The following is a 6300-nucleotide window of genomic DNA, read 5'->3' on the forward strand; positions in this document are numbered from 1 at the left end:
AAACCCATTGATTTCAGCAAGTTAAATCATCCCTCCGCAGTGTCAGTTAAGCCATTATCCTTATTCACATGTTCAACGCTAGGTTGCTGGTATTAAGTTTGTCGTTCGCTTTACTACGCCCATAATTTAATGAGACACCCACAGTAAAACGTGAGTTTTATGCTTTAAATTTAAAGGTTAGACCAAAGCTAACAAGGTGAGCCATGGTCGTTTGCGAGACGACCGTTCATCCATGACCTCTCTCTGGCATCCATGCCATCGCGGCATTTGTGAGTCCCTTCACATCAGACGGGATGTTCGAGCATACAGGGAATGTACTTGCTGCGTGTCGATAAGCGAATGCCATGGTAAGCCTGTACTGGAAATTTGGGTGTTATGCTTTAGCATTTTGAGGGTGTTACAGCACTGAGGCAAGCGTGAGCCTCGTATACGGAAAATAAGATATAGAGTATGCCTGAACCAGCATACTAATCAGTTAGATTTTTTTGATGTCGCGATAGAAGTTTTCGTGAGCACCAAGAGCCATGAGTTCGAGTCTTACTGTTCCGTCTTCGTAGCTGTAACCAAGTAAAGTCAGCTGCTTTACCATTTTGAACTTATGTACGCGCAAAAAGGCTAGGTCTCCTTTTTTCTGTTCACCGATATACGGATCTTTTATCAGTTCACGAATTGCACTGTCTAAGTCAGATTTTTGGTTTTTGTGTAGCTTCTTAACCGCTTTCATAAACGTTGGCGTCTGAAGAATATTGGTAATTTTAGTCAAAGCTATAAGCCACTAGTTTACCCGCTTCTTTTTCGGCTTTTGCTATTACAGCTTGTTTTACAAACTCGTACGGTAAGTCAGGGTTGTCTTCCATCATTTCACCAATTTTTGCCCAGTGCTCAATTTGTTTTGGTGTGGTACGGTTTAATGCTTTAGCCATGATCGCCGCTTTATCAAAGAGTTCTTGGTCAATGCGCACACTTGCAGTAGCCATAATATGTCTCCTAATATATCTGATGCCTTTGTTATTGTAGCAGCTTGCTACGTATGTGGCGAGTTGCACATTCTTTCATAATGGTAATGAGATACCCACAGTAAAACCATCGTTTTAGGCTTTAAATTTAAACATCAGACCAAAGCTAACGTGGTAGAGCATGGTGGTTTGCGAGAATCATACCATTTGGTATGGCACATTGATGTTGAAACCAGAAGCAAAAAAACAAAAAGAGCAGCCGATGAGGCTGCGCTTTTTATTGAAGAAGATAGTTTGTTGAAGCTAATAGTGACGGATTAGCTATTGGCCATTTCTTTTATCATGTTCTTTTATCATATCTAAGGCAACGGCTTCGGCAATGCTGATGCCGTCAATGCCTGCCGATAAAATCCCGCCTGCGTACCCGGCGCCTTCACCCGCCGGGTATAAGCCTTTGGTGTTAATGCTTTGGTAATCTGTGCCACGCTTGATTTGTAACGGCGATGAAGTTCGAGTCTCAACCCCGGTTAACATGGCGTCGTCACTGTCAAAACCGCGAATTTTCTTACCAAATGCCGGCAGGGCTTCACGGATAGCATCGATAGCGAATTGGGGCAGGGCATCGCTTAAATCGGTCATTTTTACATTGGGTTTGTAAGATGGCTCGACATTTTCATAGGGTTTACCGCTGCCTGCGGCTAAAAAGTCACCGACCATTTGCGCTGGTGCATCGTAATTACTGCCGCCCATAATATAAGCATGGCGTTCCAATTTACGTTGTAGCGCAATACCTTGCAGTGGATCATTATCAAAATCGCTGGGATCAATGCCCACCACTATGGCGCTGTTAGCATTACGTTCACTGCGTGAGTATTGGCTCATGCCATTGGTGACTACGGCATGCTCTTCTGATGTTGCCGCTACGACCACACCACCTGGACACATGCAGAAGCTGTAAACACTGCGGCCATTTTTACAATGGTGGACCAGCTTGTAATCTGCAGCACCTAACATGGGGTGACCTGCATTAATGCCAAAGCGGTCTTTATCGATCATTTCTTGTTTGTGTTCTATGCGAAAGCCAATCGAGAATGACTGGGCCTGCATGTAGACGCCTTTATCATGCAGCATTTGAAAGGTATCGCGGGCACTGTGGCCAATGGCGGCGATAACATGTTTTGAATGCAACACTTCACCGCCTTTAAGGGTGACACCTGTTACTTTGCGATCGGTAATGTTGATTTCATCGACGCGGGTTTCAAAGCGAATTTCACCCCCAAGACGGGTGATCTCACGGCGCATTTTCTCCACCATGGTGACCAATTTAAAGGTACCAATATGTGGCTTGCTGACATAAATAATCTCGGCCGGTGCACCCGCTGCGACAAATTCTTGTTTGACTTTTAAGCCTTTATAGCCTGGGTCTTTAACTTGGCTGTAAAGCTTGCCGTCAGAAAACGTGCCAGCACCGCCTTCACCAAATTGTACATTTGATTCAGTATTTAGCTCACTGGTACGCCAAAAACGAAAGGTATCTTTTGCCCGTTCGTGAACAGATTTCCCGCGCTCTAAAATAATCGGCTTAAAGCCCATTTGCGCCAATATCAGGCCAACGAATAAGCCGCAAGGCCCCATGCCAATCACGATTGGGCGCTCGGTTAAGCCTTCGGGGGCAGTTGCCACATATTTATAATCGGTATCGGGTGACACACGGATATTGTGATCATGGGCAAGGGAGGCCAATAACGCCGTTTCGTCGACCTGGGTTAATGTCACATCCAAGGTATAAATGAGCGTAATTGAATTCTTTTTACGAGCATCGTAGCCACGTTTAAACACATGTATATCAACCAGTTGCTCCGCTGAAATAGCAAGCTTTTGCAACACGGCATTTTGCAGTGCATCTTCATTATGGTCTAGAGGCAACTGTACTTGGTTTAAACGGATCATGATTTACCTAAAATGAGACTTAAAAAACAGCGCGTAGTTTACGTGATTTAGCAATAAAATGAAATTATCTATAGTGCTGTATATTCTATCTTAATATTGCAAGGTGCTGACATTCTCGCGAAAGTAATCAATTTTACCGTTTAACTCATGGGACACTATGTAAGTGCGACTGTTAACCCGTTTTTCAGTTACGCCATACCAAAATGTTTGATCAAAGGTGGTGATGTACCAGCCATCGCCAAGGGCGGCTGAGCTGAGCGCGTTAATTTTAGTGCCTTGTGGGAAGATGTCGGTGCCTAGTCGAGTTAACAGCTCGGAAAACCCTGCTTTATTGTCACATTGTTGCCAGCTAATGTCGGCATCATCTTGATAGTGATCTATGCGTAAATTAATGTCGTCTGCGATGAATTCAAACAGCGTCATGTCTCCTTTTTCAAAGCGGTTTAATAGTTGATGGATTGCGATATCACTGTGACGTTCAAACATGAGGCTAGGCTCCTTCCTTTATCGAGATAATGACGACCACTATGAGGTGGTGGCATTCTTGGTTAGCATTAGACTAGCAATAATTTTTTTATAGATATAATATTGTTTATATTTTAAATCCATAGGTAAAATGTGTGATAGAAATAAAACCACTGCATTACTTTTTAGCCGCCTATGAAGAAGGCTCTATCACTGCGGCAGCATCACGGTGTTTTATTGCTCAGCCGTCAATAACTCATGCGATTAAGTCTTTAGAAGCCAGCTTAGGGGTTATCTTATTTGAGCGCAGCAAGCAGGGGATAAAACCTACAGCCCAAGGGCATAAGCTGTATAAACTGGCGACGGATCTATTACTGCAAAACCAGCAATTAGAAGCGGCATTTACGCCGAGCAATAAAATTGAATTACGGTTTTTTATACAAGCCGACATTAATGTGGAGCACTATTGGCACATTTTTGAGCGGCTAAAAAATGCGCCTGTGGAGATTGATTTATCCATAGTCGATGGCATTGAGCAGGCACAACTGGCCCTTATTGATGAGCATAAATTGCCGGCGCAATTTAAATGTAACCGGCTTGGGGAGGAAGGCTATAAGCTACTTGTGGCTCAAGAGCACCCCTTAGCCAACAAGGCCGAAGTTTGCCTAAGTGAGTTTGAAGGCCTTAACTTCATTGAAAGGCCTTATTGCACCAATCGACAAGCGTTTGAGCGTTTAGTGAATGAAAACAACATCGCCATTAACTACAAAGGCAAAGCCATCCATGATTTGCAGCTTCAAGGCTTAGTCAAGCTAGGCTTAGGCGTGGCCGTTATCCCGGACTCCTACATAAGCGCAAATGACTGCCTAGCTTACATTCCCATAACCTTAGACGCGCCTATCTTGCGAACCATTGTGCTTGCTTATCGCAAGTTGCCCCCAGAAATTATGGCGTTGTGGCCCTAGGGGCGGGGTTAAGCTATATCATCTTAACCGTTGATTTTTTACGAGGTTAATTTTTGGTCTCTATGGTTTTAGTTGTTGATTTTAAGGATAAAGTCAATCGCGCTTGTGATTGCTGCAACTTGGGCTAAGATGCAATTTTCATCATCCACCAGTGGGCTGTCTGGGTAGACTTCGGTGGTGGTGCAGTAGGGCGCGTCTGTCATGCCTGCACATAACCCCAAGGCCTTGGTGGGATAATTAATCACCCCAAACTGGGCAATGGGCACGCCAATCAATCTGGCTTGCTCACCTGCTGGAGCAATATGGGTGATGGCGCTCACAGCATGAATAATGGCTTTTTGAAATTCAGCTTGGGGCTTTAACGTGTCACCGACTAAGTAAAAACCATCGGGGATATCCCAATTGTCATAGCTTTTGCCATCGCGGGCAGCCAGTGCGGGTCTGAATTCTGCGTTATCTGAGTCTGTGGTTTCGTGTAGGTCGATATGCAGCTGAAAATTAATGGTTAATTTACTGAGTGCCGCCATTAAGGCGTGGGCTTCTTGTACGTTGGATTGCAGAGCAGTGTCTGAACTGACGTCGGTATCATAGGTAAATGAGCGGTTTGGATCGATGGCATTAGGGTTCCAGCGATTGATGGTTTCATAGCCCCAAGGGCTTAAGCAGGGCACTATGACGAGGTTGGCATGCTGGCAATATTGCTGGGCTTTAGTGCGTAAAAAGCGAATGGCGCCGTGTACGCCGCTGGTTTCATAACCATGCACGCCGCCGGTGATTAATACATTAGGTTTAGTTTCATCCCAGTGACGGCTTTTAAATAAGTAAACTGGGTAGTCGCTAGCGCCTTGATGCAAGGTGTTATAGGCCAAGGTATGGTAATGCACTAGCTCAAGTTCTGGGGTTATCTCAGGGTGTGGGTTCGATTGAATGGCCGCGCTAGCCTTAGTATCGGCCGTGTTAGCTGCAATAAATGCCGAAATGGATGCCGAGTCTAAGATAAGCGCTAACACTTGCTCTGCATAACTGCGTTGAATAATTTGCTGGTTAAGCCAAAGGGATTTTTCTTGTTCGCCCCAAGCTTGACCTGGGGTACCGATAGGATAGAGGCTCGATTGAGAAGTAGAAAGCATGTTGGAGTCCATGAAATATCCTTTAAGTAATGATGTCCTGTTACGGGGTTATTTTTATTTGTTATTCTGCGCTGCTTGGGCGCAGCTTTTAGCGAGTGGTAAATTCACCAATTGGGCCAGTATAGCGCACTTAACTGCGACTTTATGCTAGCATTCACGCCATAAATGACTGTAATGATAGGAAAGTGCAACAATGACGCATAATTTACCATTAGATGAGTTGATCATAGAAGATGTGGTAATAGGCGAGGGTAAGGCGGCGGTAAAAGGTGCGCTGATCACCACTCATTATCGCGGCGTACTGGCAGATGGCACCCAGTTTGATTCCTCTTTCGATAAAGGCCAGCCATTTCAGTGTGTGATTGGTACAGGCCGAGTGATCAAAGGCTGGGATTTGGGACTTATGGGGATGAAAGTAGGCGGCAAGCGCAAACTGTCAGTACCGGCCCATTTAGCCTATGGCGAGCGCCAAATTGGCGCGTTGATTAAACCCCATTCCCCCTTGTACTTTGAAATCGAATTATTAGAAGTGCTGACTCGTGATGAGTGATGAGTGATGAGTGATGAGTTGTTATGTGTAATGGTTGGAAACGGAAAACGATGAAACTTTCGCAGTCAATAGAAAACACTCTTAAGAAAGACGATTTGAGCAATTTGGCAGTGAATCTTGGCGAAATTGGTATAGATGCAATTCTAGATAACGGTATTTTGGGTAGCGTTCATAATTCTGTGTCATTTCAGTAAACTGTACAAAAACAGGAATGACACATGACTCAACCTTTTAACTTTGAACAAGCCCTTAAAGATCTTCAAGCGGGTAAAAATCTCACAGGC

Annotated in this window: 7 protein-coding genes; 2 read left to right on the forward strand and 5 right to left on the reverse strand. The window is 44.6% G+C overall.

Annotated elements, in window-relative coordinates; all coding sequences use genetic code 11:
• Positions 1-475: 475 nt before the first annotated feature.
• From H5073_RS17625 to H5073_RS17640, 4 genes are all read right to left on the reverse strand, one after another.
• Positions 476-763 carry a type II toxin-antitoxin system RelE/ParE family toxin gene (locus tag H5073_RS17625; RefSeq protein ID WP_182680872.1) on the reverse strand — a complete coding sequence of 96 codons (288 nt, stop codon included), beginning with the start codon at positions 761-763 and terminating at the stop codon, positions 476-478.
• Positions 756-977 carry a TA system antitoxin ParD family protein gene (locus tag H5073_RS17630; protein ID WP_182680873.1) on the reverse strand — a complete coding sequence of 74 codons (222 nt, stop codon included), beginning with the start codon at positions 975-977 and terminating at the stop codon, positions 756-758. The genes H5073_RS17625 and H5073_RS17630 overlap by 8 nt, the downstream gene beginning before the upstream one ends.
• 300 nt (positions 978-1277) lie before the next feature.
• Entirely contained in the window at positions 1278-2906 is a 1629-nt protein-coding gene (locus tag H5073_RS17635) for an NAD(P)/FAD-dependent oxidoreductase (protein ID WP_182680874.1), read from the reverse strand.
• A 90-nt stretch (positions 2907-2996) separates the two neighbouring features.
• A complete protein-coding gene (locus H5073_RS17640; protein WP_182680875.1) occupies positions 2997-3392 on the reverse strand; it encodes a hypothetical protein in 396 nt (131 codons plus the stop codon).
• 134 nt (positions 3393-3526) lie between these two features.
• Between H5073_RS17640 and H5073_RS17645 the strand changes: the two genes are divergently transcribed.
• On the forward strand, positions 3527-4336 hold the full coding sequence (locus H5073_RS17645; RefSeq protein ID WP_182680876.1) for a LysR family transcriptional regulator: 810 nt from the start codon (positions 3527-3529) through the stop codon (positions 4334-4336).
• Positions 4337-4404: 68 nt separating this feature from the next.
• On the opposite strand, the gene H5073_RS17650 is transcribed toward H5073_RS17645, so the two are convergent.
• Positions 4405-5478, reverse strand: a complete 1074-nt coding sequence (locus H5073_RS17650; RefSeq protein ID WP_182680877.1) for a M14 family metallocarboxypeptidase — start codon at positions 5476-5478, stop codon at positions 4405-4407.
• 181 nt (positions 5479-5659) lie between these two features.
• Here H5073_RS17650 and H5073_RS17655 point away from each other — a divergent pair, with 181 nt between their 5' ends.
• Positions 5660-6016 (forward strand): FKBP-type peptidyl-prolyl cis-trans isomerase, encoded by a 357-nt coding sequence (locus tag H5073_RS17655; RefSeq protein ID WP_182680878.1) that lies wholly within the window; start codon positions 5660-5662, stop codon positions 6014-6016.
• The last annotated feature ends 284 nt before the right edge of the window (positions 6017-6300 follow it).

It is taken from the genome of Shewanella sp. SR44-3, from assembly GCF_014163735.1.
Lineage (GTDB): Bacteria > Pseudomonadota > Gammaproteobacteria > Enterobacterales > Shewanellaceae > Shewanella.

Bases quoted from the DNA above. Each gene is read 5' to 3' on its own strand.
- H5073_RS17635 (WP_182680874.1), bottom strand. From the start codon at position 2,906: ATGATCCGTTTAAACCAAGTACAGTTGCCTCTAGACCATAATGAAGAT.
- H5073_RS17640 (WP_182680875.1), bottom strand. From the start codon at position 3,392: ATGTTTGAACGTCACAGTGATATCGCAATCCATCAACTATTAAACCGC.
- H5073_RS17650 (WP_182680877.1), bottom strand. From the start codon at position 5,478: ATGGACTCCAACATGCTTTCTACTTCTCAATCGAGCCTCTATCCTATC.
- H5073_RS17630 (WP_182680873.1), bottom strand. From the start codon at position 977: ATGGCTACTGCAAGTGTGCGCATTGACCAAGAACTCTTTGATAAAGCG.
- H5073_RS17655 (WP_182680878.1), top strand. From the start codon at position 5,660: ATGACGCATAATTTACCATTAGATGAGTTGATCATAGAAGATGTGGTA.